The sequence below is a fragment of the Acetobacterium sp. genome, assembly GCF_036508315.1.
Lineage (GTDB): Bacteria > Bacillota > Clostridia > Eubacteriales > Eubacteriaceae > Acetobacterium.
The window spans coordinates 1-26,789 of the sequence record NZ_DATCHP010000110.1 but is presented as its reverse complement, the minus strand read 5'-3'; the positions used below and the strand labels follow the sequence as shown (position 1 = coordinate 26,789).

At 39.1% G+C, this 26,789-nt stretch carries 24 protein-coding genes and 1 tRNA gene; 16 read left to right on the top strand and 9 right to left on the bottom strand.

Translation table 11 applies throughout. The features are described 5' to 3' along the window. The 10 genes from VIK44_RS13365 to VIK44_RS13320 all read left to right on the top strand — a co-directional run. Positions 1–833, top strand: an 833-nt coding sequence (locus VIK44_RS13365) for an AarF/UbiB family protein (protein ID WP_331554388.1), incomplete at its 5' end; no start/stop codon positions are given. Positions 834–973: 140 nt separating this feature from the next. Beyond that, complete coding sequence (locus VIK44_RS13360; protein WP_331554387.1) at positions 974–1,894, top strand: ROK family protein; 921 nt, start codon at positions 974–976, stop codon at positions 1,892–1,894. Positions 1,895–2,003: 109 nt separating this feature from the next. Further along, positions 2,004–2,165 (top strand): rubredoxin, encoded by a 162-nt coding sequence (gene rd, locus VIK44_RS13355; protein WP_331554386.1) that lies wholly within the window; start codon positions 2,004–2,006, stop codon positions 2,163–2,165. Positions 2,166–2,400: 235 nt separating this feature from the next. Further along, a complete protein-coding gene (locus tag VIK44_RS13350; protein ID WP_331554385.1) occupies positions 2,401–3,726 on the top strand; it encodes a PocR ligand-binding domain-containing protein in 1,326 nt (441 codons plus the stop codon). A 33-nt stretch (positions 3,727–3,759) separates the two neighbouring features. Next, positions 3,760–4,422 (top strand): corrinoid protein, encoded by a 663-nt coding sequence (locus tag VIK44_RS13345; RefSeq protein ID WP_331554384.1) that lies wholly within the window; start codon positions 3,760–3,762, stop codon positions 4,420–4,422. Positions 4,423–4,437: 15 nt separating this feature from the next. Beyond that, on the top strand, positions 4,438–5,052 hold the full coding sequence (locus tag VIK44_RS13340) for a GTP-binding protein (protein WP_331554383.1): 615 nt from the start codon (positions 4,438–4,440) through the stop codon (positions 5,050–5,052). A gap of 5 nt (positions 5,053–5,057) precedes the next feature. Beyond that, entirely contained in the window at positions 5,058–5,543 is a 486-nt protein-coding gene (locus VIK44_RS13335; RefSeq protein WP_331554382.1) for a hypothetical protein, read from the top strand. Between the two features lie 360 nt (positions 5,544–5,903). Beyond that, a complete protein-coding gene (locus VIK44_RS13330) occupies positions 5,904–7,283 on the top strand; it encodes a methyltransferase MtaB domain-containing protein (protein WP_331554381.1) in 1,380 nt (459 codons plus the stop codon). An 87-nt stretch (positions 7,284–7,370) separates the two neighbouring features. Then, positions 7,371–8,006 (top strand): corrinoid protein, encoded by a 636-nt coding sequence (locus VIK44_RS13325; protein WP_331554380.1) that lies wholly within the window; start codon positions 7,371–7,373, stop codon positions 8,004–8,006. Positions 8,007–8,036: 30 nt separating this feature from the next. Continuing rightward, positions 8,037–8,834 (top strand): methyltetrahydrofolate cobalamin methyltransferase, encoded by a 798-nt coding sequence (locus tag VIK44_RS13320; protein WP_331554389.1) that lies wholly within the window; start codon positions 8,037–8,039, stop codon positions 8,832–8,834. A 109-nt stretch (positions 8,835–8,943) separates the two neighbouring features. On the opposite strand, the gene VIK44_RS13315 is transcribed toward VIK44_RS13320, so the two are convergent. Continuing rightward, entirely contained in the window at positions 8,944–9,633 is a 690-nt protein-coding gene (locus VIK44_RS13315) for a DUF554 domain-containing protein (protein ID WP_331554379.1), read from the bottom strand. 198 nt (positions 9,634–9,831) lie between these two features. Here VIK44_RS13315 and VIK44_RS13310 point away from each other — a divergent pair, with 198 nt between their 5' ends. From VIK44_RS13310 to VIK44_RS13300, 3 genes are read left to right on the top strand one after another with little or no spacing between them, the layout of a single operon-like run. Further along, positions 9,832–11,382 carry an exopolyphosphatase gene (locus VIK44_RS13310; protein ID WP_331554378.1) on the top strand — a complete coding sequence of 517 codons (1,551 nt, stop codon included), beginning with the start codon at positions 9,832–9,834 and terminating at the stop codon, positions 11,380–11,382. Next, positions 11,379–13,487 carry an RNA degradosome polyphosphate kinase gene (locus VIK44_RS13305; RefSeq protein ID WP_331554377.1) on the top strand — a complete coding sequence of 703 codons (2,109 nt, stop codon included), beginning with the start codon at positions 11,379–11,381 and terminating at the stop codon, positions 13,485–13,487. Before VIK44_RS13310 ends, VIK44_RS13305 begins: the two co-directional genes overlap by 4 nt. Further along, positions 13,487–15,010 carry a Ppx/GppA phosphatase family protein gene (locus VIK44_RS13300; protein WP_331554376.1) on the top strand — a complete coding sequence of 508 codons (1,524 nt, stop codon included), beginning with the start codon at positions 13,487–13,489 and terminating at the stop codon, positions 15,008–15,010. Before VIK44_RS13305 ends, VIK44_RS13300 begins: the two co-directional genes overlap by 1 nt. Before the next feature lie 76 nt (positions 15,011–15,086). Here the strand turns inward: VIK44_RS13300 and VIK44_RS13295 are convergent, their stop codons facing one another. The 8 genes from VIK44_RS13295 to rlmH all read right to left on the bottom strand — a co-directional run bounded on the left by VIK44_RS13295 (position 15,087) and on the right by rlmH (position 23,151). Then, the gene (locus VIK44_RS13295) at positions 15,087–15,803 is read right to left on the bottom strand and encodes an ABC transporter ATP-binding protein (protein ID WP_331554375.1); all 717 of its coding nucleotides are present in this window, start codon (positions 15,801–15,803) and stop codon (positions 15,087–15,089) included. After that, positions 15,790–16,593, bottom strand: coding sequence for an ABC transporter ATP-binding protein (locus VIK44_RS13290; protein WP_331554374.1), 804 nt, complete (start codon positions 16,591–16,593; stop codon positions 15,790–15,792). Before VIK44_RS13290 ends, VIK44_RS13295 begins: the two co-directional genes overlap by 14 nt. Then, on the bottom strand, positions 16,590–17,696 hold the full coding sequence (locus VIK44_RS13285) for a branched-chain amino acid ABC transporter permease (RefSeq protein ID WP_331554373.1): 1,107 nt from the start codon (positions 17,694–17,696) through the stop codon (positions 16,590–16,592). The genes VIK44_RS13290 and VIK44_RS13285 overlap by 4 nt, the downstream gene beginning before the upstream one ends. 14 nt (positions 17,697–17,710) lie before the next feature. Then, positions 17,711–18,604, bottom strand: a complete 894-nt coding sequence (locus VIK44_RS13280) for a branched-chain amino acid ABC transporter permease (RefSeq protein ID WP_414637084.1) — start codon at positions 18,602–18,604, stop codon at positions 17,711–17,713. Between the two features lie 116 nt (positions 18,605–18,720). After that, positions 18,721–19,884 (bottom strand): ABC transporter substrate-binding protein, encoded by a 1,164-nt coding sequence (locus tag VIK44_RS13275; protein ID WP_331554371.1) that lies wholly within the window; start codon positions 19,882–19,884, stop codon positions 18,721–18,723. A 304-nt stretch (positions 19,885–20,188) separates the two neighbouring features. Continuing rightward, positions 20,189–21,742: a 4-alpha-glucanotransferase gene (malQ, locus tag VIK44_RS13270; RefSeq protein ID WP_331554370.1), complete on the bottom strand. Its 1,554-nt coding sequence runs from the start codon at positions 21,740–21,742 to the stop codon at positions 20,189–20,191. A gap of 1 nt (position 21,743) precedes the next feature. After that, positions 21,744–22,640, bottom strand: coding sequence for an Hsp33 family molecular chaperone HslO (gene hslO, locus VIK44_RS13265; RefSeq protein WP_331554369.1), 897 nt, complete (start codon positions 22,638–22,640; stop codon positions 21,744–21,746). Positions 22,641–22,671: 31 nt separating this feature from the next. Continuing rightward, positions 22,672–23,151, bottom strand: a complete 480-nt coding sequence (rlmH, locus tag VIK44_RS13260) for a 23S rRNA (pseudouridine(1915)-N(3))-methyltransferase RlmH (RefSeq protein ID WP_331554368.1) — start codon at positions 23,149–23,151, stop codon at positions 22,672–22,674. A 172-nt stretch (positions 23,152–23,323) separates the two neighbouring features. Between rlmH and VIK44_RS13255 the strand changes: the two genes are divergently transcribed. The 3 genes from VIK44_RS13255 to VIK44_RS13245 all read left to right on the top strand — a co-directional run. Next, a tRNA-Pro gene (locus tag VIK44_RS13255) sits at positions 23,324–23,400 on the top strand. Between the two features lie 239 nt (positions 23,401–23,639). Next, on the top strand, positions 23,640–25,955 hold the full coding sequence (gshAB, locus tag VIK44_RS13250) for a bifunctional glutamate--cysteine ligase GshA/glutathione synthetase GshB (RefSeq protein ID WP_331554367.1): 2,316 nt from the start codon (positions 23,640–23,642) through the stop codon (positions 25,953–25,955). Positions 25,956–26,137: 182 nt separating this feature from the next. Beyond that, positions 26,138–26,789, top strand: a 652-nt coding sequence (locus VIK44_RS13245; RefSeq protein WP_331554366.1) for an aldehyde ferredoxin oxidoreductase N-terminal domain-containing protein, incomplete at its 3' end; no start/stop codon positions are given.

Sequence of the window (26,789 nt, the reverse complement as noted above, 5' to 3'; positions counted from 1 at the left end):
TTGATGATGGGTTTTTCCACGCTGACCCCCATCCAGGAAACATTTTTATTGATGATGGAAAAATTGTATGGATTGATCTGGGAATGATGGGAACTCTCACCAAACGAGATAAAGACCTCTTTAGACGGATTGTCAAAGCTGTGGCTACTAGTGATGTCGAGGCACTGGGAACAGCAATCCTGTTAATTAGCGTGCATAAAGGACCTAAGATTAATTATTCTCAGTTATATGAATCCATTGATAGGATGCTTCAAGAATACGGTACCGAAGATTTAAGCAATATTCATATTGGCAAAGTTATGGAAGAAATGTTACGCATTGCAGGCGAGAACCAACTGGCTATGCCTGGCGGCGTTAGCATGCTCACTCGCGGAGTCGTTACCATAGAAGGCGTGATGGTTGAAATAGCCCCGGAAATTAATATCGTTAATATTATGACAACTCACATGGCCGGACAGGAATCAAGGAACTTCGACTTAATGAAGTTCATAAAAAGTAATGGACGCAGGTTCTTTAATTCAGGTCAGAAGGCCATTGAAATTCCGGGACAGATATCAGATTTTTTTAACTTTGCCAATAAGGGTCAGCTCAAGATTAATTTAGAAATCACAGGATCAGAGCAGCCCCTGGCAGAAATTGATAAAATGGTCAACAAAATCGTGAACTGTATTATTACTGCTGCTTTGCTTATCGGTTCCAGTTTTATTGCCACCACAAATATGAACCCAAAAATCCTGGGTATTCCGGCCCTGGGAACTCTCGGTTATGTTGTTGCAATCATTTTAGGTGGGAGTTTAATTATTTCAATTTCCAGAAAAAAGAAGCGTCCGTAAATATTTAATCAAAAGCATGGTAAGAAACTAAAAAGTTTCTGGCGGTGTTTTTTTTTAAAAGCATTTATAAAAAACCTGCCATTTCCGGTTTCATCTAATGTTATAATAAAATAAAAAGTTTGATGATATTGGGAGGCAGTATGGGCATCGGTATTGATTTGGGCGGCACCACGATTAAAGGCGGCATTGTAAGTACACAGGGGCATATTTTCGAGGAACGATATATAATGACAGAGAGTCGTCGGGGTTATCGTGCGGTGCTCGATGATTTAGTCCAATTGATAAAGGCACTTCAGGAAATAGCTCCAACTGAAAAGGCAGTGGGCATTGGAATACCGGGAATTGTGTCTGGTGATGGCAGCACCGTGTTATCAAGTCCGAACCTTTTTTGGAAAAACAGGGCATTAAAAAAAGATTTAGAAGCCAGGCTATCCATAAATGTTCTTCTGGTGAACGATGCCACTGCGGCATGTATTGCTGAAGCTGCTTTTGGGAGTATTATCGGCAGGGCTAATGCCATGATGATTACCTTAGGCACAGGTGTAGGCGGCGGACTTATTCTTAGTCATAAAATCATAACCGGGGCTCATGGCGTTGCAACCGAAGTGGGCCATATGATTATGGGTGAAAACTTTTATACCTGTAACTGTGGTAAAAATGGTTGCCTGGAAACCTTTGCGTCGGGAACGGCATTGGTCAGGTATTGTGACATGCGTCTGAAGCAGGGAGTAAGCTCTTCATTAAAAAAGTCGAACATTCTGGACGGAAAAATTATTCTGCATGAGGCAAAAACAGGAGATAAACTGGCGCTTGAGGCTGTGGATCGCCTTGCTGAATATTTGGGCATGGCCATATCCAATATCAGCGATGTGATAGACCCTGAGATTTACACCATTGGTGGAGGACTATCCTATGCCGGGGATTTTCTCCTCGAAAAAATCAGTTTTGCAACAAAAAAATATTTGACCTATCCGGATTTTGCAGTACCTGAGATTGTTCTGGCAGAGCTAAGAAATGAGGCCGGAATTATTGGTGCAGCAAATCTGATGCACTACATATAATTAAAATAGCGATTTAAGAAATTTAAGAAAAGATTAAAAAAGGTTGAAATATATTTTAGAATGATTATAATATGATTATAAACTATTTTAAACCGAAAGGAGAACAACAATGCAAAAATATGAATGTGATATTTGTGGTTATGTTTACGACCCGGCAGTTGGAGATCCAGACAACGGTGCAGCAGCTGGAACGGCATTTGCTGATTTAGCAGCAGACTGGGTTTGCCCGGAATGCGGGGCTGATAAAGGCTCTTTTAGTCCAGTGAAATAGAATTTAGATCATAAAAAGAGCTTAGGCTCTTTTTTTTATGATCTAAACATTGCAAAGTACATGAATATCGAACGATTGCTTAATATATAAGGTTATAGTATAAGAAATATAACCATTTATCGAACAATATTGTACAAAAAAAGACAAGAAAACACCTGTTATTTATTTGCTAAGTGTTATATTCTAAGTATGAGAAGATTTAACGATTTACCGCGTGTTGATAAAGAGGTGAAAAATGAAAAAGGAATTTAGTAATAGTAATTCCAGGGGATTATCAAGTCGTGCATATTTATTACAGCTAGTCGATAAAGAAATGATGAAAAAAATATTAGATGCATTTACTATGGTAACAGGAATGACAGCAAATATTGTTGATGTTGATGGTCATTCGATTTTTTCGAAAAACGATGCTCAAAAAAATTGCAAATTTTGTCAGATGATTTGGAAAATGGAAAGGGAGAAGGGAATACACCGCTGTGTGGGTTCCTATGCCAGAGCAGGGAAGCAGGCGGCAATTTTTGATGAACCATATATTTTCAGATGTCCTGCCGGCTTGATCGAATGGGCAGCTCCGATTATTATTGATGGAAACCATCTGGGAACCATTATCTGTGGGCAGGTTTTAATGTGGGAGCCAGAAGAGTTTTTTTGGATTGAGCTGGAAGAAATGAATCGTTGTCTGACTGATGATTTCAAAGAGTTGTTTAAAGTAGCTAAGAATTTACAAGTTGTCTCCGGAGAGAAAGTCCAGAGTGCGGCATCACTGCTTTATCTTATTGCTAACAATATTGTCAGGGCAGGATGGGAAAGCATTCATCAGAAAAAAGAGCTGGAATTACAACAATTTTTACTCAACGAAGAGATACAAACCCGTAAAAACCTTGAGGAAAAATTAAACAGTCAGAGCCTGAACTTTTTTTTAGAGAAGGAAAAAGCGCTAATCGGTAAAATTAAGCTAAGTGATTTAGATCAATGCCGGAAAATATTCAAGGTAATGGTTGCGGATATTTTTTCCCAGGGCAGTGAGAAACTGCCAACCGTTAAAGGACGTATTTTTGAGCTGGTGGTGGTCATGTCAAGGGCTTCGGTGGAAGTTGGCGTTGATTCTGAAAAATCAATTAGTCTCAATGCCAATCTCATGCAGGAACTCAATAATAGCTATAGTATTAAAGAGATCAATGAGCTGGTGACCGCTACTTTGGAATGTTATTTAGAGGAAATTCAAAACCACAGGAAATCAAAAAACCGCATGACCATTGAAGGCATTAAAGGATATATAAGGAATAATTATCATAATAATCGAACCCTTGAGGAAATTGCTGATTCTGTCTATTTAAGTCCTTTTTATGTGAGTCGTATTTTCAAAGAAAGTGAGAACATGACGGTAATGGATTATATGACAAAGGTGAAGATAGACGAGGCAAAAAAAATGCTCGGCAATCCCCGATATAAAATTGAAGAAATTGCGTCGAATCTTGGTTACAAAGACGGCAGTTATTTTTCAAAGGTATTTCGTCGAAATGAAGGAATGACGCCAACACAGTTCAGACATAATCTGTAAAAAATCTGGGGATCAATCAAGAGGAGAAAATTTATGGAAGCAGTAATCAAGGAAATACAAGAAGCCCTGATTGACGGCAATGCGGAGCTTGTGAAAAAATCAACGGAAAAAGCCCTTGACCAGGGCATTAATTCAGAGGTGATTATAAAAAAAGGGTTAATTCCAACCATGGATAAAATTGGTAAGGAATTCAGAGCTGGGAATATTTATATACCAGAGGTTTTGATGTCTTCCCGAGCGATGCATGCAAGTCTCTATGTTTTAAAACCTCTGTTAATTGATTCAGAGCTATCGAAAACTAAGGGTCGTATTGTCATCGGAACCGTTGCCGGAGATTTGCATGACATTGGCAAGAATATGGTTTCCATGAGTCTTCAGGGTGATGGTTATGAGGTTATTGATCTGGGAATCGATGTCCCGGCTGATGATTTTATGTCGGCAATTTTACAATATAAACCGGATGTACTTGCGATGTCGGCGCTGCTGACAACGACCATCGGTGAGTTTAATACTATTATAAAGGCTGTGGTCGATGAAGGACTCCGAGATAGCCTTAAAATTGTTGTTGGCGGCGGCCCTGTAACCCAGGATTTTGTTGAAAGAATTGGGGCGGATGGGTATGGCAAAGATATTTTTGATGCCATTGATGTCGTTAATAGCTTACTAGGGAAGAAAGAAGGTTACTTTAATGTTTGAAAAAGAAGAAAATTTATGAAAAAAAGACGACCGGAAATTGTGCTGTTTACGGGATTTTTAGGCTCCGGGAAAACGACAATGCTTCTTAAGACCATTGAAATGCTGGCCGACAAGGAGAAGAAGTGTGCTATTATTATTAATGAAATCGGGGATGTTGGAATTGACAACCGGCAGATGCGAAAACTCGGTTACGACGTCCTGGATTTGTTTGGAGGCTGTGTTTGCTGTACATTAAAAGTTACTCTGGAAGCGACGATTAATCATCTGTTAAATGAATATGATAATCTTGACTATATTCTTTTTGAACCTTCCGGAATGGCTGATCCATCAGCTCTGTACCCGGCGATTACAAACTGTGGTTACCGGGAGAATGAAATTCATAATGTTTTTATTTTTGATCCTTTGAGAGTCGATCTCTACCAAGTGCATTTAAATCAATTATTCAGGGACTCACTAAATCTTTCGAAAATAGTGGTTATCAATAAAATAGATGAGGCACCTCCGGAAATGGTTTTGCAGGCCAGGGAAATGGCAGAGAATATTAAACCCGGAGTCAAATGTTTGATGATGAATTTAAATGAAGAATTAATCCCGGAATTCAGTCGGATGTTAATAAGCGGAAGGTGGTAAATTAAATGTATCAAAAGGAGTTTATCCCAGTTGCTTTTAAAGTGAATTTTAAATCAGGAAAGAACTTAACTGTTGAAAAGTGGCAGGAATTGATTGGTAAGTTATTAAAGAATTATGCACAATCCATTTCTGAAAATAAGGATTGTTTTATTGGACATATTAAGGCCCTTGCAGAAATAGCTGACGATTCATTTATTAAATTCAGTTGCGTCAATGCTCTGGCTGAGGTTAACAGCGAATTTCATGGTGAGTGCCAAAGTGTCGATGAAGTAAACATGGTAATCAACTCTCTGGTTACGAATACGGATAGCCTAAAAAGTCGTAAGCTTTTGAACCAGGCGTTTACCCTGACTGGTAATCAGGAGGAAAACGTTTTGATGTACATAGAAAATGAAAGCTCTGAACCTCTGAAAGAACACCATCACCATAAGAAAGATGAACCTTGTCCAATTTGTAATGAACATCATCACCATGATCATGACCTTCACTGAGTTTGTAGATAAATGTGTAAAAATAGTTGATTAAAATTATTTGATGACAATTAATTTATCGGTGTGTGTGCCTCAGGTTGAACAGGCCCGGCCTGAACGATGCTGGCGCAGGCAACCACAGCATTTTCCGATGAAAACGATAATACAACAGTTATGCGCTATTTTACTAAAAATAGCGCTATTTATTTGCCTGAAATTGCAATATAAATGTAAAGGGCAAGATAATACCTAAAACTGTCAGGATCGTCTAAAGACATGAGGGTTACTTCATTGTATTATAATAGCATAAACAAATATTTACTGGTTATGGCTTCCTAGGTAAACGACCAGCAAGTTAATAAAAATTTGGAGGAAAAAAAGATGGTAAAAAAGTTTAATCAATTAGCTTACAGCAATTTAGACGATTTTGTATATGGTTCCTGTCCAAATCCGGTTACCACAAAAAGTGGTATGATCATTGGTGGGGGACAGGTTTTCCCAGAAATTAACTTTACCCTTCCAGGAATGGATGTTAACGATACAACCATTAAGAAGGCCTACACTATTTATTCGAATATCATTGAAGGCGTACTGAAACGCGCATCTGAATTATATGCTCCAGGAGTATTGGTTGAATTTGAAACAGTTCCTGACTTTACAGAAAATCCTAAATATGGTATTGAAGTCAATCGTATTATCTTGAATGCGATGAAAGAAGCGAATGAAAAATACGGTTTAAAATCAGCGATTAGAACAACCCCTAATGATTTAAGAGAATTCAGCCGCCCACCGATTATGCGCAGTGGAAAATACTTGGATACCATGCTTGAAGTTTTCGAAAAGTGTGCAAAAGACGGTTCTGACTTCATTTCCATTGAATCAACCGGTGGTAAAGAAATTCATGATGGCGCCTTGGTAAAAGCTGATATTCGCACAGCAATTTTTGCTTTGGGTATACTTGGATGTAATGATATGGAATTTCTCTGGAAGAATTTAGTGGATATTGCAGAAGCAAATAACTGCTTCCCAGCTGGTGACTCTGCCTGTGGTTTTGCCAATACGGCCATGGTCTTGGCTGAAAAAGGATTTATTCCACATGTGTTTGCAGCTGTTATCCGTGTTGCTGCAGTGCCTAGAGCCTTGGTTGCTTTTGAACAGGGATGCGTTGGACCAAGCAAGGATTGTGCTTATGAAGGACCATTCCTAAAAGCTATTACAGGCTGCCCAATCAGTATGGAAGGTAAAACAGCAGCTGGTGCTCATTTAAGCCCAGTAGGTAATATTGCAGCCGCAGTTGCAGATACCTGGAGTAATGAATCCATTCAACAGGTTAAATTATTATCTGAAATGGCTCCGGTAGTGGCTATGGAACAATTGATTTACGATTGCCGCCTCATGAATGCTGCAACTAATAAAGGTCAACAGATTCTGTTTAGAGATTTACTAGTCGATTCAGATGCATCCTTAGATGTTCAGGCTTATGTATTAAGACCGGATGTTGTTATGAGAATCAGTGCTGAATTAGTAAAAACCCAGGATAATTTCTTGAGAACTAAAATAGCCGCTAAACTCACAGTACAGGAATTAAAGAAGGCTATCAATGAAGGCATTGTTAAAAGCGATCGCCGTGATATGAAATGGCTGGATAAAATGGAAAAAGCCATTGATACCATTCCAGATGATGCAGGAGAATTTTACGAACAAATGAAATCAGAACTGGACATGACTAAATTTATTCCAAGTGAATATGGATTAAAATAAAAGAGCGTCGGCAAAAATTGATGATACAACATTTGAATTGAAAACTTTAAAAAAAGATATAAAAAATAGAATCTCAGGAGGCTTATAATGGCAACTTTAAAAGATGTTTCTCAATGTGTTTTAGATGGTGAATTGGACGAAGTAAAAGCTTTGGTTCAGCAATTAGTTGATGATGGCGTAGATCCGATTACGATCATCAATGATGGTTTAATTGCAGGTATGAATATTGTGGCACCCTTATTTAAAAGCGGTGAAATGTTTGTACCCGAAGTCATGGAATCCGCAGATACTATGAACGAAGGCATGAAACTTTTAAAACCTTTAATCACGGATGGGGATATTCCAAGCAAGGGGAAAATTATTATTGGAACCGTCAATGGCGATTTGCATGATATCGGTAAGAATCTGCTAGTTATGATGGTAGAAAGCCGAGGTTATACAGTAGTAGACCTTGGAGTTGATATAAAGGAAGAAGATTTTGTAGCAGCTGTTAAAAAACATAAACCTGATATTGTTGGTATGTCTTCATTGCTCACAACAACTATGATGAAAATGCAATCAACCATTAAACAACTGGTTAAAGACGGCGTTCGCGATCAGGTTAAAGTTATTATCGGCGGGGCTCCAATTACCCAGGAATTTGCAGATGATATCGGAGCAGATGGTTATTCTGAAGATGCTTCTACAGCGGTTGAACTTTGTGACCGAATGATGATTGCATAAAAAATTAAGAGAGTGGAGGCGAGAAATATGCTGACAATAGTAGGCGAATTAATTAACACAAGCCGTCCGGCTGTTAAAGAGGCGGTCATGAATAAAGACGAAGCGTATATCCGTGAACTTGCAAGGAATCAAGAAAAATCAGGTGCCACCTATATTGATGTTAATTGTGGCAATATGATTAAAAATGAAGAAGAAACCATGGCATGGCTAGTTAATATTGTTCAGGACGAAGTTGATATACCCCTATGTATCGACAGTCCCAGCGCAAAAGTTCTGGAGGTTGGTTTGTCACTTTGTAAAAATGGACGTCCAATGATTAATTCCATTTCTGATGAAGACGAAAGGTATGATGCGGTATTACCTCTCATTAAAAAATATAATGCTAAAATTGTTGTTTTATGTATGGACAGCACTGGAATGCCCATTACTGCTGAAGATCGAATGAAAGTGGTTAAAAATCTTTACGCAAAATTATCTAAAGAAGGTATTGCTGATGATGATATGTATTTTGATCCTTTGGTCAAACCAGTCAGCAGTGTTGGTACAGCAGGACAAGAAGTCCTGAATACGGTTAAAAAAATCAAAGAAGATTACCCGGAAGTTCATTTTATGTGTGGACTGAGTAATATTTCTTATGGTTTGCCCAACCGAAGCATTTTAAATCGCCTCTTTGTTGTCCAAACAATGACCATGGGCATGGACGGATATGTACTGGATCCTACCAACACAAAAATGATGGCAGGTATCATTGCATCCACAGCAACCCTTGGTTTAGACAATTATTGCGGTAAATACATTAAAGCCCATCGGAAAGGGCTGCTCAACTGATCATAAACCTGAATAATTTAATCCTCCCATTAAATTAATCCTCTATTATAGAAAGCCGGCAGGTCTGACTGCCGGCTTTTTTTCGGTTTCAAATAGTTTTCAGTTGTTTTTAGAATCCGAATAATCCCAACACCCATAATATAATAATCGGCATTATTATGGCTGGAAGCAAATTTCCTATTTTGAGGTTTTTTATTTTTACCATGTTTATGCCAATGGCAAAAATAAGAACACCGCCAACAGCATTCATTTCATTAATCATCCCGGCAGAAAGCAGCGTCTTAATGGATCCGGCTAAAAGGGTAATGCCGCCCTGGTAGAGAAAAACAGGAATCGCTGAAAAGAGAACGCCGATACCCATGGTGGAGGCAAAAATTATGGAGAAAATTCCATCTAATAGAGATTTGCTCAGCAGAATACCGTAGGTTCCGGTTAGTCCATTTTCGATGGCTCCCATAATGCCCATGGAGCCGGTACAAAATAAAAGGGATGCGGTGACAAAGCCCTGGGAAATCGTGTTATCCTTTTTTTTCATTTTTGATCCAAGTCTGTCTCCTAAACGTTTCAGTTGTTTTTCAATATTTAGAAGCTCACCGATGACGGCACCAAATAAAAGACTGACAAGCAAGATAATAATATCTTGGGTTTTCAGAGCCATGGAAATGCCAATAATCATGATACCTAAGCCCATTCCCTGGGTAATTGTTTCGCAAAGACGTTGAGGTAAGGCTTTCTTAAATAAAAGTCCGATGATACTGCAAAAAATAATGGTGACTGCGTTTATAATTGTTCCGACCAATGAGCTATCCTCCTGAAAATTTAATTATTATGTCTGGTAATAATTGTAGCATAGAATTTAATCCGCCGAAATCATAATCATTATTCAAAACCAGGCTTAATTCCGGATTTTCACAAAAAATACGAGAGTTGACTGAGTTTTAACATTTATTTAATCGATATTGTGTTAAAATAGGATGAATAACAGGAGGTGATTTTAATGATTAAGCGGTTTTCAGTCATCTACATTGGTTCAAGCAAGTGCGAGCTCATTGTTGGCCAGCGTGGAAAAGGCAGTATTAATATTTTAGACCGGGCTATGTATCCGATAAACTTTGGCAGCCAAAGTTTCACCAAGGGTGAAATCAGTTTTAAATCGGTTTATGCCCTGTGTCAGATTATTAATGAATATATTGCCATGTCAAAAACCTATGATGTAGAGGCAATAAAAATTATTGGAACAACCGCTCTCCGGGAGGCGAAGAATCGCCTTTATATTCTTGAACAGATTAAAATCAACACCGGCGGTTATGGGGTGGAAATCCTTGGGAAAGAAGAAGAAACCCATTTGATTTATCGACATATGCTATTAAAATGCGAAGAAAAATTTGATGTTCTGGGAGAAAATACCGGGGATCAAATGATAGCAGCTATTTCAAGCGGAAATGTATCAGTAGCTTTGATGAAAAATGGAACCATTGATTATTATCAAACCGCTGAGCTGGGATTACTGAAAATGAAGGAAATTCTCAAGGCCATTGAAGAAAATACAGAAAGATTTGAAATACTGCTCTTGGAATTTATAACCATGAATACCCAGGATATATCTGAAAATATTAAAAAACGAAAAATAAAAAAATTGTTGGTTTCATCCCATGAAGTGGATGTTATCGCCCAGTTGTGTGGGTATACTGAACGACAGATATGTTACGAAATTGAAGCCCGGGAATTTGAAAAGCTGACTAAAACAGCAGGCAATCTTTCGGTAAATCAATTAATGAAAAAGTATCCTTTGCTGCACCAGATAGAAGCTGAAACTCTGAATCACACCCTTATACTTTATTTGAAATTATTGGAAGATACCGGGGCAGCAACCTTTATTCTAACTCCGATGAGTATTGGGGATGCTATTTTAGATTTTGAATTTCAGGTTACAAAAAACCAGCGGTTATCAGAGTGGATTGAAACAGGATCCTATGAATCTGCAAAAGCCATTGGTCGAAAATACCATACCAGTGAACGACATAGTGAATATGTGGAAATGATGAGCTTGAAAATTTTCGACTCCTTAAAAAAACATCATCAGCTTGGAAAACGCGAACGTCAGCTGTTGTCTATTCTCTGTTATTTAATGGAAGTCGGTAATTTTATTGACCATAAAAATTACTGGATACAAAGTCGTGCTGTTATTGAAACCACCGATTTAATTGGTGTAACCCAAAGGGAAAAAGAAATCATGGGGAAAGTGGCTGAAGCCGTAAAAACCCAATTCATGGTTGTTGAAGAAAATATATATTCATCCGATGATGAAGAGCAATTGCTGATAGCAAAACTTGCAGCCATATTAAAAGTGGCCATCGCTTTAGATAAGAGCTTCCAGCAAAAAATTCAGTCACTCCAATGTCATTTAAAAGAAGAAAGACTGATCATAGAAGTAACCACAGGAAAAAACATTCAATTGGAAGAGTATTTTTTCAAATCCAGTCGGTATACCATGGAAAATGTTTATGGGATTAAACCCACACTGAAAATAAAGAGGATTGAGGCATGAAAAATAAATTATTTATAAATCGAGAATTCAGCTGGCTGGATTTTAACTACCGTGTTTTAGAAGAAGCTTATGATAAAGGGAACCTTGTCATGGATCGCTTAAAATTTTTGGCTATAACAGCATCCAACCTGGATGAATTTTTTATGGTGCGTATTGCCGGAATTATGGACCAGATTAATGTTGGCTATACCCGGAAAGGTCTGGATGGTTTGACGCCAAAGGAACAATTGGTTGAACTTTCATTGCTAACTCAGGAAATGATGGCCCGACAGTATACTTGCCTTTCAAAATCTATTATGCCTGAACTCAATCAGAACAAGATCTTTTTTGTGGATTATAAAGAGCTTAATAATGAAGAAATGGATTTTGCTTTGTATTACTTCAGAGATGTGTGTTATCCGGTTTTGACCCCACAAGCCGTTGATAATAGCCATCCCTTTCCCTTGGTGAAGAATAATCAGGTTTATTTATGTATACTTCTCCATGATACTGAAGGAAAGAATAAGAGAAAAAATGATTTTATGGCGATTCTTGAAATTCCAAAAGTCCTGGATCGGATTATCGCTTTGCCAAAATCAGAAGAAGAGTTTAGTCATTATATTTTCATTGAAGAATTGATTAGCCCTTTTGTTAGTGAGCTCTTTACGGGTTATGATGTTAAGCAGGTCGGCCAGTTTCGAATTACCAGAAATGGAGACCTTGCCATTGATGAGGATGAAGCTGAGGATCTTCTTATTGAAATTGAGAAATCCATTCAGCAGCGTAAATGGGGCGCCAGTATTAAGTTGGAAGTCACACGATTTATGGGCAAAAAAATGAAAAAATGGTTGATGAATGAATTGGAGATTTCTGATGATGAAATTTTTGAACTCAAAGGAAATCTGGATCTCACCTGTTTTATGAAATTCCAGGGACGACCTGAATTTTCGGAATTAAGAGAACCACAGTACACACCCTTAATTTCTGATGATTTTTATGGCCACGGGGATATCTTTGAAGTCATTCGAGAAAAGGATCGGCTGTTACACCATCCTTACCAATCATTTGATACCGTCATAGATTTTGTGCGTTTGGCAGCTTCTGACCCGGACGTCCTTGCTATCAAACAAACCCTTTATCGTGTGAGTGGAGATTCCCCAATCATAAAAGCATTGATAAAGGCAGCTCAAAACGGAAAGCAGGTGACAGTGTTAGTGGAACTTAAGGCCCGTTTTGATGAGGCAAACAATATCGTATGGGCTAAGAAGCTTGAGCAGGCAGGATGCCACGTTATTTATGGACTGGCAGGACTCAAAATTCATTGCAAAATGATTCTTGTGGTTCGCAAAGAATCCGATGGAATAAGACGTTATGTACATCTGAGCACGGGAAACTATAATGATGTGACTGCAAAGTTATATACGGATTTAGGGATGTTTACAGCGAAAGAAAGCTATGCTGCAGATATTTCCACGCTTTTCAATCTCCTTACTGGCTATAGCCACTATACATTTTGGAAAAAAATAGAAGTAGCACCGGAAACCATGCGAAATGCATTCTATATTGCCATTGACCGTGAGATGGAAAACGTGAAAATGGGTGAAAAAGGAATCGTTTGTGCAAAAGTAAATTCCCTCATCGATGAAGGCATTGTGAATAAGCTTTACGAGGCTTCACAGGCAGGCGTTGAAATTCAATTGATTGTCAGAGGAATGTGTTCCCTGGTTCCGGGGATACCTGGGGTTAGTGAAAATATTACAGTACACAGCATTGTCGGAACATTCCTTGAGCATAGCCGTATTTACTATTTTTATAATCAGGGAAAAGAAGATATTTTCTTATCAAGCGCCGACTGGATGGAGCGTAATCTCAATCGTCGGATTGAAATTCTTTTTCCGGTGGAGGATGCAGACTTAAAGTTAAAGCTGAAGCATATTATCGACATTACCATGAGGGATACCATAAAAACCCGGATTATGACTGAAACCGGGGAATATCTGCGGTTGGACAAACGGGGTAAGGAATTGCTTTCCTGCCAAAAATATTTTTGTGAAGAAGCTGAATTCGAGTTTAATGAGGCTAAGAAAAAAGAATTGTTGAATCAGGATTTCGGAGGGAAAATTTAATGGAACGACGAAATATTGGTGTCATAGATATCGGTTCAAACAGTGTTCATCTGGTGGTGGGCGAATATTATAATAATGAGTACTTTCAGATAATTGATGACGTTAAAGTGAATGTCCGGCTGAGCGAAGGACTTTCTGAAACCGGTGCCATGCGACAGGATCGCATGGATTACGGACTGGAAACCTTAATGATGTATCGGCGGATGGTTGATGCCTATGGCATTCAAAAAGTCATTGTCGTTGCCACTGCTGCCGTTCGAAAAGCTTCCAACGGGAAAGAATATGTGGCGCTGATTAATGAAAAAACCGGCTTTGAGGTTGATGTGATTCCCGGAGAAAGAGAAGCCAGCATGGATTATCTGGGAGCTGTTAATACCCTTGATGTTAAAAATGCCCTTCTTATGGATATCGGCGGAGGAAGCACCGAGTTTGTGCTTATTAAAGACCGTAAAAAAATAGATGTTATCAGTCTGCCCTTTGGCTCCATTGATTTGGCAGAACGCTTTGATTTAAAAGATGAAGTCACTGATAAAAAAATAAGAGCACTGGATCATTTTCTGACAAAAGCCTTTGATGAAACATCGATATTTTCAAGAGCCAAAGGCTTACCCTTGATTGGGGTAGGAGGAACCATTCGAAATGTTGGTCGGATCCATCGAAATATCATTGATTATCCGATGGAAATTCCCCATAATTATCGAATGACACCTGGTTCGGTGCAACGGATATGTGATCTTGCAGCAGAAATGAATTTTGTGGAGCGATCAAATCTGAAAGGGCTCTCAAAGGGACGGATTGATATTTTTGTGGGATCGAGTTATACACTGGCACGGGTCATGAAACAAATTAAATCCCCGGAGCTCATTATCAGTAATTCCGGTCTTCGTGATGGGATTATTTACGAATACTTTGGTTATCATGAAGATAATCTGGTTTACGATATTTTCGGACACTCAATGGTGGATATTATGCTAAACTTTACGGTTAATATTCCTCACGCCTATCATGTTTTGAAACTTACAAAAACCATTTTCGATCAATTAATGCCTCTTCATGGCATTACCCGGGATGTTGAAAGAATCCTAAAGGCCAGTGCCATGCTTCATGATTCAGGAATCAAACTGCAATACAGTAATCATCACGAACACAGTTTTTATATTATTTTAAATTCCGGGCTTTTGGGAATCGAACAGAAGGAGCTTTTATTAAGTGCATTCATTGCTTTAAATCATCGTACGAATAAAAAGATTAAAATATCCGAGGAGTATGTGGGATTACTTCAGGAAGACGAACGTCACCTCATTGACCAGCTCAGCCTGTTCCTGCAAATTGCCGAATACTTGGACCGGAGTATGGATGGTGTTGTTAAGGATCTGAAGTGCGTGATTAAGGAAAATGAGGTAGTGCTACATGTGTTAACCACCGGTCATTCAGTGTTTGATGATATGATTGTTACTGAATGCGGTAAGAAATTCAAACGGGTATTTAATAAAACATTAGCCATAAAAAACGAGGTGATATAGGATATTCAATAAAATAAAGGTTTAGAGACAGTCAAAGGGGGTCATCAAATTATTGATGACCCCCTTTGTAATGCTGCTATTTTTTTGTATGCTGGCTCTTTCCAAGATAGGCCTCTTTAATGGTCTCATCGTTAAGAAGGTCTTTTCCGGTGCCTTGTTTGATAATTTTACCAGTTTCTAGAACATAGGCATAATCAGCAATTTTCAGTGCGAGATTAGCGTTTTGTTCAATCAGCAGGATAGTAATACCTTCCTTGTTCAAGGTTTCAATAATATCAAAAATCCCTTTAACCACCAGGGGTGCAAGTCCAAGTGAAGGCTCATCCATCATCAAAAGCTTTGGTCTGCTCATCATGGCACGTCCAACTGCCAACATCTGTTGTTCCCCACCGGAGAGGGTGCCGGCCTGTTGCCAGGAGCGCTCTGATAAACGGGGGAAGAGATCATAAATGTTTTTGATGTCCTCATCCAGGCTATCCTTACGCATATAAGCTCCAATCTTAAGGTTTTCAATAACGGTGAGATCAGGAAAAACATGACGGCCTTCGGGGACAAGTGTAATACCCTTGCCAACGATTTTAGTGGTATCCAACCCAAGAAGTTTTTCATCATTATAGGTAATGCTGCCGGATTTTGCTTTTACAAGGCCAACAATCGCTCTAAGTGTGGTGCTTTTTCCAGCGCCGTTTGATCCTATCAGGGTGACAATACTGCCATCCGGGACTTCAAGATCAATGCCCTTTACCGCTTCAATGCCGCCGTAAGCAACCTGTAAGTTTTCAATCTTCAACATCGGCGTCTACCCCCAAATATGCTTCTATTACTTTCGGATCATTTTGAACTTGCTCCGGTGTTCCTCTGGCAATGGTGCAACCAAAATCCAAAACATAAATATGATCAGAAATTTCCATAACTAAATCCATATGATGCTCAATCATAAAAATTGTCAGGTCAAAATCAGTTTTTAATTTATAAATAAGAGTTGTTAATGCATCGGTTTCCTGGGGGTTCATTCCAGCTGCGGGTTCATCTAAAAGTAAAAGCTGTGGATTAGTAGCCAAAGCACGGGCAATTTCTAAATGGCGTTGCTTTCCGTAAGGCAGTGAAGATGCTTTTTCATCCTTAAAATTAATGAGACCCAAACGTTCCAAAAGGAATTCACAATCTTTTTTTGCCTTTAATTCTCCCTTGACTGCCTTTGGAAGGCGAAGAGTCGCAGAAAGAAAGCTGTAATTAACATTGACATGGGTAGCCACCATAACGTTTTCCAACACGGTGAGTTCTCTGAATAATCGGATATTCTGAAACGTTCTGGCAATACCCAGGTGTGTAATTTTATTAGGTTTTTTTCCGGTGATGTCAATTTCGGAAGCAACACCATGACTGTCCTCTGGAGAAAAAAGAACTTTTCCTTTGGTTGGATTATAAACCCCGGTGATGACATTAAATGCAGTTGTTTTACCTGCACCGTTAGGACCAATAAGAGCCGCTAATTCTCCTTTTTTAATATCAATGTTCAGATTATTAACGGCTACAACACCCCCAAATTTCATGACAACATTTTCAGTTTTCAAAAGACTCATTTATCGTCACCTCCCTGAGTTGATGTTTTTTTTCTGTTAAACTTTGATTTTATTGTTTTTATTTTTTTGTCAATAAAATCCCAAGTGAGCTCATTGGTGCCCATTAAACCTTTACGGTAAAAAAGAACGATGACCATCAGAAGGGCTGAGAAAACAACCATTCTTAAACCGGGTCTGAAAATTGGAAGATCTAATCCAAAAGCCATGGGTTCGTCAAGGAATCGCAACCACTCCTGTCCCAATGTTACAATAAAGCTGGCAATAACCGTTCCTGAAATACTTCCCATGCCACCAAGAACGATGATCAGCAGAAAGTTGTAAGTCAGGGTAAAATAGAATTGTTTTGGATCAACAGTCCCCAGAAGTGCAGCAAATAACCCGCCGCCAATACCGGTGAAAAATGCACTGATCATAAAGGAAGTCATTTTCGTTTTAAAGAGCCCAACCCCCATTGCTTCAGCAGCGATTTCATCTTCACGAATAGATTTAAAGGCTCTGCCATAGGATGAGTTAATCAGCAGTACTGTCAAAACAATGATGATGATGGCAATACCATAAGTCCACCAGAGACTGGTAATGGTGGGAATACTTTTTATTCCCAGAGCACCATTGGTAATGGTTTGGGTATTTGTGAAAACAATTCGGATGATTTCTGAAAACCCCAGAGTTGCAATGGCTAAATAGTCGCCACGAAGCCTAAAACAAGGTGAGCCGATGAGAAAGGCAAACCCAGCGGATATGAGTCCGCCCAATAATAGTGCAACAATAAAGGGCAAATGAATATTTGCCAATAACGGTGACATTGGTGCCAGGTAAAAAATAGTGGCACGGGCTTCTATGGGGACGGTAAAAACAGCAACTGTATAGGCACCAACCGCCATAAAGCCTGCCTGGCCTAATGAAAACTGTCCGGTAAAACCATTGACTAAATTCATGCCCAGGCTGATAATCGTATAAATAGCACAAAGATTTAAAAGTCTTCGAATATAGGAATCGACGAACTGATCAACCAAGCCAATGGTGATTAAAACGACTCCTAAAAAAACAATTGTTTTCCAGTGTATTTTGATGTAGGCACCAAAACGGTGTTGAATATTTTCCATTTTCAGTACCCCCTCTAAACCTTTTCAACTTGTTTCTTGCCAAGGATACCATTGGGAAGAAAAAGTAGAATAATAATAAGAATAACAAAAGCAATGGCATCCCGGTACCCGGTTAGGGCAGGGAAGAAGGCAACCATAAGAACCTCGGAAAAGCCAAGAATAAGACCACCGAGAACAGCACCTTTGACATTGCCAATACCACCAATTACAGCGGCAATAAAACATTTAAGACCGATAACAACTCCCATGAGGGGTAACACCGATGGGTATTTCATACACCATAAAATAGCACCAACCGCTGCCAGGCCAGAGCCAATTGCAAAGGTAGAAGAAATAACCCCATTGATCTTAATACCCATGAGCTTTGCAGTATCATAATCCACAGCAACGGCACGCATGGCCATGCCGACTTTTGTATGATTGATTAAAAAAAGCAAACCGATCATAATAATAAAAGTGACAATCGGAATCAAAATGGAAACCGGCTGGATTGTTAATGAGCCGTAATTAATAGGGGTGGTCATTAAAGGAAAATCCGGGAAGGCTTGTGGCTTACCTGAAAAAAGATAAGTTGCCAAATTTTCCAGAAGAAAAGAAACTCCAATGGCTGAAATCAGCAGGGATGTTTTAGGTGCATCCCGCAGTGGACGATAGGCCATACGTTCAATACTAACACCCAGAAGTGCGGTTAAAGCAATGGTAATAAAAATAGTAACATACCAGGGAAGAAAGAATACTGCAATCCCAAAGTATGCGAAATAGGCAGCCATCATAAAAATATCGCCATGGGCGAAGTTGATGAGTCTTAAAATTCCATAAACCAGGGTATATCCAATGGCGATAAGAGCGTAGAGGCTTCCAAGGGATAATCCATTAATAAGTTGTTGCAAGAATGTCTCAAGTGTCATTCCAATGACCATAATTATAACCTCGTTTAAATCTTTTGAATTAAATTGAGGGCATCTGAAAACAAATACCCTCAAAGTTTGGATCATATCATTTATATATTTTTATTATTTGTAACTTATTGAATAGTAACGGTATCCAGGTAAGTGAATTTTCCATCTTTGACAACTTTAATGATCGCTCCATTTTTCTGAGCATCTCCGTTGGTATCAATGGTAATCATACCGGTTGCACCTTCAAAATCTATGGTTGCGGCTAATGCATCTCGAATCGCTTGAGGATCAGCAGATCCAGCACGTTCAATGGCATCAAGTGTGAGCATGTATCCATCATATCCCAGAGCGGTTACCGCTGGAATATTTTGACGATCAGGATAAGCCTTTTTATATTCAGCAACAAAATTCTTACCAGCTTCTGTTAAAGGGTTGGTGTCATCAAAGAATGTTGACATAACAGCACCTTCAACTTCAGCACCGCCAATGGTGATAAATTCGTTGGTTTCCCATGTATCCCCACCAATGAATGGTGCAGTAATACCAAGGGCACGGGCTTGTTTGATAAGTAGAGCAGATTCAGTGTAGTTACCAGGTGCGAAAATGACATCCGGGTTAGCAGCTTTAATATTGGTTAAAATACCGTTGAAATCCTGGTCGCCGGTATTGTAATTACCGGTTGCCACAATTGCATTGGGATTGCCGGTTAATTTGACAAAAGAATCGGTAAAGAACTTAGCCAAACCAACGGAATAATCATTGGAAACTTCCTGGACAATCGCAACTTTCTTAGCATTTAAGTTTTTAGCTGCATAGTTAGCCATAACAGTTCCCTGGAAAGGATCTAAAAAACAAACGCGGAAATAATAATCATTCCCAGCAGTAACCTGTGGGTTTGTTGCAGAAAGAGCAACAGCAGGAACCTTATTGGTTTTTACAACGTCACCGGCGGCGATGGAAAGTGAAGACCCCCAGGAACCGAGTACAGTGACAACCTTGTCTTTCTCGATTAATCGAGCAGCAGCAGTTGTGGCTTCAGCCTTATCTGATTTATTATCAGCAACGACAAGCTCAACTTTTTTTCCTAATACTTCAGGGCGTAATTGGTTGGCCAATTTAACCCCATCAACTTCTAATTCTCCTCCAGCTGCGTTTGCACCGGTTAACGGTTCAAATACGCCAATTTTAATGACGTCGCTGTTAGTCGTAGAAGCCGAATCTCCGGAACATCCGGCAACCATGGTAATAACCAGGGCCAGAGACAACAGTAACGCAAGTGCTTTTTTCATGAAAAATCCTCCTCTTTTCTTTTATTCCTAAATTTACCTTAAGTCATTATATCAAAGATTAAGTTTGCAATGCAAGTTTATATTCCATAACCTGAGGGTAAAATCCGGGAATAATCCAGATAAGTATTTTTGCATGAAAAGAGGCACATATCCATGTGCCTCAGACTGTTGATACGTTCTTATTTAAAATCTCAATTATTTATGACTATTGCTATAAAATCATATTGAGTGCAAAATTTTAAACTAATGCAGACAAACACAATAAAAAAAATATTTTTAAAAAGATGTTTAAGATTATGATGCATCACTTTGCAATCACCCTTTTGATTTTTACGGGTGCACGATGGTAAAGTGTATTCAATTTCTTCATCCATTGAATGTCAATGGATGAAAGGCCTTCTTTTGTTATTCGGAAGGCCCAGTTGCCATTAATTGTTCCGGGATGGTTCATTTTAGTATCCTCACCGTATCCACAAACATCCTGAATGGGCAGGATCACCAGATTAGCAGCACTTTGCCAAAGGGAATTAACGAAACAGTGACAGGATAAACTCTGGGGCCCACCAAGCTTCCACTGGTTTTCCCATGCATCGGTGTAGTTGCAATAATTGAGAGCATAAGTTCGATCTTCAGTTGAATAGTCAGAAAAGGCACCAAGAAGAGTATTATTATCATGGGTACCCGTATAGGCGACAGTATTTTGCGAATAATTATGAGGAAGATGAATGTTATTGGTGGCGTCCATAAAACCAAATTGCATGACCCGCATGCCCGGAAAGCCTGTTTCTGATAAAAGCTGAGTAAGTGCTTCGTCCTGGACACCAAGATCTTCAGCAATGATGTCAGGAGCCTGAAATTTTTCGAAGACTCGATTAAAAAAATCCATACCAGGACCGGGAACCCATTTTCCTTTTTTGGCAGTGGTTTCAGAAGCTTTAACCGACCAATAGGCAGAAAACCCCCGGAAATGGTCGATACGCACCATATCAAAAGCTTTAAGGGAGGCTTTAATACGTTCCATCCACCAGGAATAGCCATCGGTTTTCATGACATCCCAACGATAAAGTGGATTTCCCCAGAGTTGCCCATTCTCGGAAAAATAATCCGGCGGCACGCCGGCAACAAAAAGAGGACGTCCCTGGCTATCCAATTGAAAAAGTTCAGGGTGACTCCATACATCAGAACTTTCATGTGAAATGTATATGGGCATATCCCCGATAATTTTTATCCCTTTTGTGTTAGCATAGGTTTTCAATTCAAACCATTGGCGATAAAAAGCATATTGAAGAAAACAATGATAATTGATTTCTTCAATATACATTTTCATTGCATGGTAAAGGGCATGGGATTTCCGGTGAATAAGGCTCGTGTTTTTCCATTTTGTCCAATTCGGTTCAGAAAATTCCCTGGTGAGAGTAGTATAAAGGGCAAAATCAGGAAGCCATGCCTGATTAGCTCGCCTGAATTTCCGAACGCTTTTTTTTAATTCGGGGGTTAGCCGATGAAAGGCCAAGCCAAAAACAGTTTCGCGATTTTTTATGAGATCTTTATAATTAACAGCATAAGGGGAATCTTTGCTGCGACTATTCATGAGTTCTTCTTCAGTTAACAGTCCCCATTGATGAAGCGTCTCTAAGTCAATAAAAAAAGGGTTTCCGGCAAAAGCTGAGGTGCTTTTATAAGGTGAGTAGCAATCATCAATGGGCCCTGTTGGTAAAATCTGCCAGTAACTGCAATTCATATTGGCAAGAAGGTCGATAAAATCTCTGGCTTCCCGGCCAAAAGTGCCAATACCATAATCACCGGGAAGGCTTGATATATGCATGAGTATACCGCTTACGCGTTCTGTTAATGACATGTTATACCTCGGTTTCTTTTTCCTTCTTGCGAATGGCATTTAAAAGCAATTGAAGATCTTCGGTGGAAAAAACATATTTCTCGCTGCAAAAATCACAGTTGATTTCCGTGCTTTCACCATCTGCAATCATATCTTCAAGTTCTGCTTCGCCAATAGCGATAAGGGCCTTAGTTACTCGATCCCGGGAGCAATTGCAGAAAAATCTGACGATTTCGGTCGTTGTAATATTCAAATCAAGATTAACAAAAATTTCTTTTAAAATAGCTTCAGGTGTTTTTCCGGCATCCATCAGCTTAGTCATGGAAGAGGTGTCAGCTAACACATTTTCAAGCTTAAGGATCATTTCTTCATCAGTAAAGGGCATGAGCTGAATAATAAATCCACCAGCCTGTTTTACAGAGCCATCCTCATTTAAGAGAACACCCAGGGATACGGATGTTGGAATCTGTTCAGATTTGGCATAATAGTAGGTAAGATCTTCAGCAATTTCACCACTTACCAGTGGGGAGTAACCCACATAGGGCTCTTTGAGGCCCATATCTTTGATGATAGTCAGGGAACCTGAACCAATAGCATCAGAAACGGTCATAGGGATAGAAGTGGTATCCTTTAAATCCGAAACATAGGAATAGCCCTTTACATTCCCCTGGGAGTCCGCAGTCACCAACAATCCTTTAATAGGACCATCGCCATTAATTTTTAGGGTCAAAAGCTCGTCACGATTCTTTATCATGGAGCCCATCAGGGCTCCTGCGGTAAGGAGCCGTCCTAAAGCCTGGGTAACGACGGGGCTGGTGTGATGGACAGTGCGAGCAGTTTCAACAATGGTTTTTGTGCTTACTGCAAATGCTCGTATCTGACCTTTGGCTGCAGTTGCTTTAACTAAATAATCGGGCATAAGTCACCTCTCTGGTTCTATAAATTAGCATTTATTTATGATAAGTTTCTCTTCGGATGATTTTAAAGGCTCGATAGATTTGCTCTAAAAGCATGACCCGAAAGAGTTGATGAGGAAAGGTCATTTTTGAAAAGGACAGACTCCAGTCGGAACGTCTGATAATTTCAGGGGACAGCCCCAGTGATCCACCGATAACAAAGGTGAGCTGACTTTTCCCCTGAATCCCATAGGCTTCAATCTTTTCTGAAAAGCCCGGGGAATCCAATTGATTGCCATTAATTTCAAGAGTTGCCAGAATTTCATCTTCCTTTATAAAGGAAATGATCCGGTTTCCTTCAGCTTGAATGGCCTTAAGACGCTGTTGATCACTTAGCTTTTCAGGAACTTTTTCGTCCTTAACTTCGATAATTTCCAACCGACAATAGGCCCCCAGGCGTTTTGAGTATTCCTGGATGGCCATGGTCATGTATTTTTCTTTTATTTTTCCAACAGAAATAATACGGATATTCATTAATACGGTAAGACGTAAACGACAATTATACTAAGAATCAGGGCAGCGACTAATACCAATGCTCCAATACGATAAAACGGTTTTTTGTTATGCATAAATTTTTTCCTCCAAACAGATTTGATTTTTTTATAATTATAGTTTACAATGAATAGGTCGGAATTGCAATCAATAACGGGGTGTAGCGCAGCTTGGTAGCGCGCATGGTTCGGGACCATGAGGCCGGAGGTTCAAATCCTCTCACTCCGACCATAAATAATAATAACTGCTGTCCTAATTTCTTAATGAAATTAGGACAGCTTTTGGATATAGCACTTATATACATAAAAATCGATTAATTTTGATTTTGAAGCAAGGTGCTTATTTTTAATTCCCAGAAATAATAAGGAATTATAAAAGTTTGCACTAAACATTTCTATGGTATAATACAAAAAAAATTTCAGTACAGTTCATACCATTTCTTCTGTACGTCAAGAGAAAGGTTAACAGGCATGATCGAAATATTAAAACATAAAATGACACCTGAGGATATTTTAACCGCAGGGTTTGGTATCGAAAGGGAAGGACTCCGGGTAACAGACCAGGGAAAGCTCGCATTAACACCGCATCCACCGATTTTTGGAGATAAACTGGAGAACCCTTATATCACCACCGATTTTTCTGAAAGTCAGGTGGAAATTGTAACGCCGGTATTTCATTCCGTGAGAGAAACCTATGAGAACTTAGAGGCACTTACCAATATTGTTATTTCCGAAATAGAAGAAAATAACGAATATTTCTGGCCCCAGTCCATGCCCTGTGATATTCCGGATGATTCGGTTATTCCCATTGCCATATATGAGGGAGAGGCTGGAAAGCAAGCGCGGTCTTACCGTGAAAAGCTGATGGCGAAATATGGCGGCAAACGCCAACTGATTTCAGGGATTCATTATAATTTTTCATTTGGCGATGATTTTATTGAAACGCTCTGGAAGGAATCAAAAAGCGATACAACCCTTAAAGATTTTAAAGACAAGCTCTACCTGAAGGTGCTCAGAAATTATTTAAGGTATCGATGGTTGATTATTTATCTCATGGGGTGCACCCCGGCACTTCACGATTCCTATTTACGGGAATGTTTAACCGATATGGATGATGTCGGAAAGAATACTTTTCTGACTGAAATACTGATCTCTTCAAGAAATGGGAGTTGCAGCGGGTACAAAAATATAATAGATATTTACCCCAATTATTCTTCCATGAGTGAGTTTTTCGAAAGTATCAATGAATTTATTGCAAGAGGGGATATTTCTGAAGTCAAAGAGCTGTACGCCCAGATTCGTTTGAAACCTAAAAATTTAAAAGATATAATGGAATCTCTGGAAAAGGATGGCATCCAATACCTTGAAATTCGAACCATCGATCTCAATGTTTTCGACAAATGCGGTATTGCTGAGATTGATCTTGAATTTTTGAATGTTTTCATGTTATTTCTTTTACTGGAAGGTGAAGAAAATTTTGATACTTGGCAGCAGGAAGCCCTTCTTAATGAGAAATTCGTGGCTGAACATGGACTGAACCCGGAATTAGAGCTTTTAGATCATCAGCATTGGACCTTGAAAACTGCCTGGGCAGAGGATATTTTAGAAAAAATAGCTGAGATCAATGACTATTTAGAACTGGGACAGGGGAAGTGTATTAATGTTATGTCAGGCCGGGTAAAAAATCCGGATACGACTTATGCTCACCGCATCAAAGTACTAATGGCAGAAAAGGGATATATATCTGCGAATTTAGATTTGGCTAAAAAATATAAAAAAGAAGCCCAGAAAAACCACTATCAACTTAAGGGGTTTGAGGATTGGGAAATGTCAACTCAGATCTTAATTAAGGAAGCCATGACCAGAGGTGTTTTGGTTACTGCTATGGATCCGTCTGAAAACATTATTGCTTTAACACGTGGTAATCACAAAGAATATGTAAAACAGGCTACGAAAACAAGTGCTGACTCTTATATTACCGCATTATTAATGGCGAATAAAGTTGTCACAAAGAAGATTCTAAAGGAAAATATGGTTCCTGTGCCTGAAGGCGAGGAATTTTTTGACCTGGATGAGGCAAGCCGGAAACTGCATAAATATATTGGCAAAAAAGTTGTGATTAAGCCAAAATCAACAAACTTTGGATTGGGGATTTTTATTTTCAACCAGGGAGGAACCATGGAAGAGCTTTTAGAAGGGGCTCGTATTGCGTTTGAGCATGACACAGCTATTCTCATTGAAACCTTTCTGCCAGGTTTGGAATTTCGGTTTCTCACCATGGGAAATGAAGTAGTGGCAGTGCTCCATCGACGACCGGCCAATGTGGTGGGGGATGGAGTAACATCCATTGAAGGATTAATTGAAGAGAAAAATGAACATCCCTACCGGGGTGATGGACAGACCAGCCCATTAAAAAAAATTGAGTTGGATGATCAGTCATTAATGTTTTTAAAACAGCAGATATTGACTGTCAAGGCAATCCCGCCAAAAGGTGAGATGATTTTTCTTCGCGGAAATTCGAATATCAGTACAGGCGGAGATAGTATTGATTATACCGATAAAATGCACCCGGATTTTATTGCAAAGGCTTTGGCTGCAGCCAAAGCCTTTAATGCAAAATTTTGCGGGGTGGATATGATCATTGAGGATTATGAAAACCCCCAATCAATCTATGGTATTATCGAACTGAATTTCAATCCGATGATTGTAATGCATGCTTTTCCTTTAGAGGGAAAAGAGCGGCGATTAGGGTATAATATCTTAAAAACCATTGGTTTAGCGAAATAAAAGAAAAGAGACAAAAAATGCGTGTTTATTTATTTTAGAAACAGTTTCTTTAGTAGGAACCATTCTGATGGAACCGATAAATTTTTGCATTTGGCTTAAATCCTGATATTTATTTAACAAAGCAGACAAAAAGGTGTATACTGTAATAGGTTACAAATAAATAAGATTTAAAAGGAGTACAAATGTTTGGTTACATGGGAAAGATTTTACGTATCAATCTGACAACCGGTAGTATTACAAAAGAAGATTTAGATTTTGAACTGGCTAAGAAGTTTATTGGTGGTCGAGGTTTAGGAACAAAGATTTACTCGGATGAGGTTGATCCAAAAGTAGATCCTTTTGCTCCTGAAAACAAGATTATTATTATTAACGGACCTTTATCAGGAACAGCTACCCCAACCGGTGGACGTTACATGGTCGTTACTAAATCACCATTAACAGGAACCATTGCATCTTCCAACTCTGGCGGACAATGGGGAGCATACCTGAAATATGCCGGCTATGATGCCATTATTCTTGAAGGTAGAGCAAGCTTACCAGTATATATTAACATTGAAGAAGATAAAGTTGAAATTTTACCAGCTTTGGATATTTGGGGCAAACTAGTTTCTGAAACCAGTATTGCACTGAAAGCAAAACATCCGGATGCCAAGGTAATGACTATTGGACCAGCTGGAGAAAAATTATCTCAAATGGCTGCGATTATGAATGAAGACGATCGTACTGCAGGGCGTTCTGGGGTTGGAGCCGTTATGGGTTCTAAGAACTTGAAAGCCATTACAGTTAACGGCAGTCAAAAACCTGTTATTGCAAGACCAGACGGATTAAAAGCTG

Excerpts from the sequence above, each read along its gene's own strand:
- VIK44_RS13275 (WP_331554371.1), bottom strand. The coding sequence starts at position 19,884 with ATGAAAAAAGCACTTGCGTTACTGTTGTCTCTGGCCCTGGTTATTACC.
- VIK44_RS13360 (WP_331554387.1), top strand. The coding sequence starts at position 974 with ATGGGCATCGGTATTGATTTGGGCGGCACCACGATTAAAGGCGGCATT.
- VIK44_RS13330 (WP_331554381.1), top strand. The coding sequence starts at position 5,904 with ATGGTAAAAAAGTTTAATCAATTAGCTTACAGCAATTTAGACGATTTT.
- VIK44_RS13310 (WP_331554378.1), top strand. The coding sequence starts at position 9,832 with ATGATTAAGCGGTTTTCAGTCATCTACATTGGTTCAAGCAAGTGCGAG.
- VIK44_RS13300 (WP_331554376.1), top strand. The coding sequence starts at position 13,487 with ATGGAACGACGAAATATTGGTGTCATAGATATCGGTTCAAACAGTGTT.
- VIK44_RS13325 (WP_331554380.1), top strand. The coding sequence starts at position 7,371 with ATGGCAACTTTAAAAGATGTTTCTCAATGTGTTTTAGATGGTGAATTG.
- gshAB (WP_331554367.1), top strand. The coding sequence starts at position 23,640 with ATGATCGAAATATTAAAACATAAAATGACACCTGAGGATATTTTAACC.
- VIK44_RS13350 (WP_331554385.1), top strand. The coding sequence starts at position 2,401 with ATGAAAAAGGAATTTAGTAATAGTAATTCCAGGGGATTATCAAGTCGT.
- VIK44_RS13340 (WP_331554383.1), top strand. The coding sequence starts at position 4,438 with ATGAAAAAAAGACGACCGGAAATTGTGCTGTTTACGGGATTTTTAGGC.
- VIK44_RS13285 (WP_331554373.1), bottom strand. The coding sequence starts at position 17,696 with ATGGAAAATATTCAACACCGTTTTGGTGCCTACATCAAAATACACTGG.
- VIK44_RS13295 (WP_331554375.1), bottom strand. The coding sequence starts at position 15,803 with ATGTTGAAGATTGAAAACTTACAGGTTGCTTACGGCGGCATTGAAGCG.
- hslO (WP_331554369.1), bottom strand. The coding sequence starts at position 22,640 with ATGCCCGATTATTTAGTTAAAGCAACTGCAGCCAAAGGTCAGATACGA.
- VIK44_RS13290 (WP_331554374.1), bottom strand. The coding sequence starts at position 16,593 with ATGAGTCTTTTGAAAACTGAAAATGTTGTCATGAAATTTGGGGGTGTT.
- rd (WP_331554386.1), top strand. The coding sequence starts at position 2,004 with ATGCAAAAATATGAATGTGATATTTGTGGTTATGTTTACGACCCGGCA.
- VIK44_RS13335 (WP_331554382.1), top strand. The coding sequence starts at position 5,058 with ATGTATCAAAAGGAGTTTATCCCAGTTGCTTTTAAAGTGAATTTTAAA.
- VIK44_RS13280 (WP_414637084.1), bottom strand. The coding sequence starts at position 18,604 with ATGACACTTGAGACATTCTTGCAACAACTTATTAATGGATTATCCCTT.
- rlmH (WP_331554368.1), bottom strand. The coding sequence starts at position 23,151 with ATGAATATCCGTATTATTTCTGTTGGAAAAATAAAAGAAAAATACATG.
- VIK44_RS13305 (WP_331554377.1), top strand. The coding sequence starts at position 11,379 with ATGAAAAATAAATTATTTATAAATCGAGAATTCAGCTGGCTGGATTTT.
- malQ (WP_331554370.1), bottom strand. The coding sequence starts at position 21,742 with ATGTCATTAACAGAACGCGTAAGCGGTATACTCATGCATATATCAAGC.
- VIK44_RS13345 (WP_331554384.1), top strand. The coding sequence starts at position 3,760 with ATGGAAGCAGTAATCAAGGAAATACAAGAAGCCCTGATTGACGGCAAT.